At 40.3% G+C, this 2,270-nt stretch carries 5 protein-coding genes; 4 read left to right on the top strand and 1 reads right to left on the bottom strand.

The window, feature by feature from the left end; genetic code table 11:
- Positions 1-151 precede the first annotated feature (151 nt).
- The 4 genes from ACYQ2O_RS11830 to ACYQ2O_RS11815 all read left to right on the top strand — a co-directional run bounded on the left by ACYQ2O_RS11830 (position 152) and on the right by ACYQ2O_RS11815 (position 1,536).
- A complete protein-coding gene (locus ACYQ2O_RS11830) occupies positions 152-523 on the top strand; it encodes an iron chaperone (protein ID WP_346025587.1) in 372 nt (123 codons plus the stop codon).
- Positions 524-616: 93 nt separating this feature from the next.
- Positions 617-838: a hypothetical protein gene (locus ACYQ2O_RS11825; RefSeq protein WP_346025588.1), complete on the top strand. Its 222-nt coding sequence runs from the start codon at positions 617-619 to the stop codon at positions 836-838.
- Between the two features lie 113 nt (positions 839-951).
- Positions 952-1,134, top strand: a complete 183-nt coding sequence (locus ACYQ2O_RS11820) for a hypothetical protein (protein ID WP_346025589.1) — start codon at positions 952-954, stop codon at positions 1,132-1,134.
- Between the two features lie 6 nt (positions 1,135-1,140).
- Positions 1,141-1,536, top strand: coding sequence for a potassium channel family protein (locus ACYQ2O_RS11815; RefSeq protein ID WP_346025590.1), 396 nt, complete (start codon positions 1,141-1,143; stop codon positions 1,534-1,536).
- Here the strand turns inward: ACYQ2O_RS11815 and ACYQ2O_RS11810 are convergent.
- On the bottom strand, positions 1,471-1,842 hold the full coding sequence (locus ACYQ2O_RS11810; protein ID WP_346025591.1) for a GFA family protein: 372 nt from the start codon (positions 1,840-1,842) through the stop codon (positions 1,471-1,473). The two genes, ACYQ2O_RS11815 and ACYQ2O_RS11810, sit on opposite strands and share 66 nt — an antisense overlap.
- Positions 1,843-2,270: the final 428 nt, after the last annotated feature.

The following is a 2,270-nucleotide window of genomic DNA, read 5'->3' as shown; positions in this document are numbered from 1 at the left end:
CTTGGAAGTAGTTTGGTTGGTACCTACTATTTTGAACGAGATTTAGGGGAGGGGCAAGTGTTTTTTTGCTTTTCCTTGATATAACAACCATTGTAAGCAATTATTAAAAGAAAGTATTGACACTAACCGTTAAATATTGGAGGGGATAAGTATGGAAGAATTTGATACATTTATAAACAAGCTCGATTCAGTAGAACATCAGGATCGTGTGAGAGACCTTCTGACGTGGATAGAGGATTCGTTTCCACAACTGGAGAAACAATTCAAGTGGAACCAGCCGATGTTCTCCGATCACGGCACATTCATTATAGGTTTCAGTACATCCAAGAACCACCTTGCTGTAGCGCCTGAACAGGTTACGATGAATCACTTCGCAGAAGAAATTGCCGCAGCTGATTATGAAGCGACAAAGCAACTGTTCCGTATCAAGTGGAATCAGCCGGTTAATTATGATTTGCTCAAAAACATCATCCAGTTTAATATCGAAGATAAAGCAGATTACACTAAATTTTGGAGGAGCTGATCCTAATTAAGCAGACTAAAAGGGCCTGCTCAGTCAATCTGAACGGACCCTTTTACATATGTGCTATTACCTATTTAAGAAAGAAGGAACCTCATGACTGTATTGAAAAAATATTATGATCCGGTCATTATTATCCTGGCACTCTTTTCAGTGAGCATGGTCGTCATGGATAGTCTGGCAGTCTTTGATATCGGTGTTTCCCCTTTCCTTGAAATCGACCGCCTGATATTGCTGCTCTTTGCTTGTGATTTCTTCAGCCGTCTATTAGAACTAGAAGAGAAAGCAGTCATTTCAGAGAGAACATTCTGGACCTGATTGCCATCATTCCCTTTCATTCTGCCTTCTCGGTGTTCTGGATTTCCCGTCTTTTCAGGATTGCCAGGTTATCCAGACTGTCTCGTATGAGTCGGCTGACCCGACTCTTTCGTATGACCCGATTAGTTGGACTGATAGGAAAAATGTCTCGCCATATCAAAATGTTCTTCAATACAAACGGCTTTGCCTACATGATCTATGCCAGCGGGACGATCCTGCTTATCGGTGCAACGGTCTACTCTATCGCAGAAGGTGTCAATTTCATCGACTCACTCTGGTGGGCGTTTGTTACCTAGACAACAGTGGGTTACGGTGATATCTCTAATGAGTCCGTCGTCGGCAGACTGACCGCCATGGTTCTCTTGCTGACTGGGATCGTCCTCTTCGGCGCATTGACCAGTACGATCACCTCATTTTTCATGGTGAGTAATGATCCCGAAAGAGGGGAATACAAAGAGGAAATCAAGGAACTGAATGACAAAATCAGTCAGCTGCTGATGAAAATTGAGAATATGGAGAAGAATGCTTACATTAAAACAACCCGGACGAAAGAGTCAGATTCTTTCGTCCGGGTTGTTTTTTTATTAGCTAAACATTTCCATAAATTGAACAATTTTTATCGCCGTCAACATTTAATCATCTGTTGGGTAAATGACACCATAGAATTCCGGTTCGTCTTCCTTGTGAATTTCAACTAATTCTGTTGGCTCCATCTCATCGAAGAGTTCAGCATTAAAATGAATCGTACTGTCTTTCTTATATCGTAAGTACATAAATGTCCCACACGACTGACAGAACCCCCGCTCTGCCCAGCCAGATGAATCATATACAGAAACTGTCGATGATTCGCCGAAGTGATACTCTCCTTCCCTGTATGCATCAGTATAAACAATCGGTCCCGCCGCCTGTTTCCTGCACATCCCACAATGACAGACGTATACTTTTCCTTTCAGTTCTTTAACTTCTAGAACGGTATTCCCGCAAAGACATTTTCCATTAGGCATGTTACACTCTCCTAACCTGTTCTTTTGAATTTCTATATGTATACATTTAACAGTAAATAATTCAGGTATATAAAGCAACTCTTATCAAAACTATTCGATTCAAAAGACTATATACGCATTGACTCCCCACTCATCTTCTTTCGTTCGGTACCATTATCAAGCTTAGCTTTGTAATAAAAAATAAGTTGCCTGACCCGGCTTTGTCAAGTCTATCCACTATTTTACGACTATTATATCCTTTTAATACAAATTGTCTGTTTAAACTCTAAGATAGGCGTGTTATAGCAATACATATATTAATTAACTCAAGTTTCGCACCCCTAAGAACGACGTTCTATCCTTTTACCGTAAAGATCAGTTAGAATATTGAACTTAAAAGTACAGAAAAAGACACCTCTCTTTGGTAAAATGTAGTTACCAACAAACAT

This window comes from Alkalibacterium sp. m-11, assembly GCF_054658155.1.
This window is presented reverse-complemented; position numbering and strand designations above follow the sequence as displayed.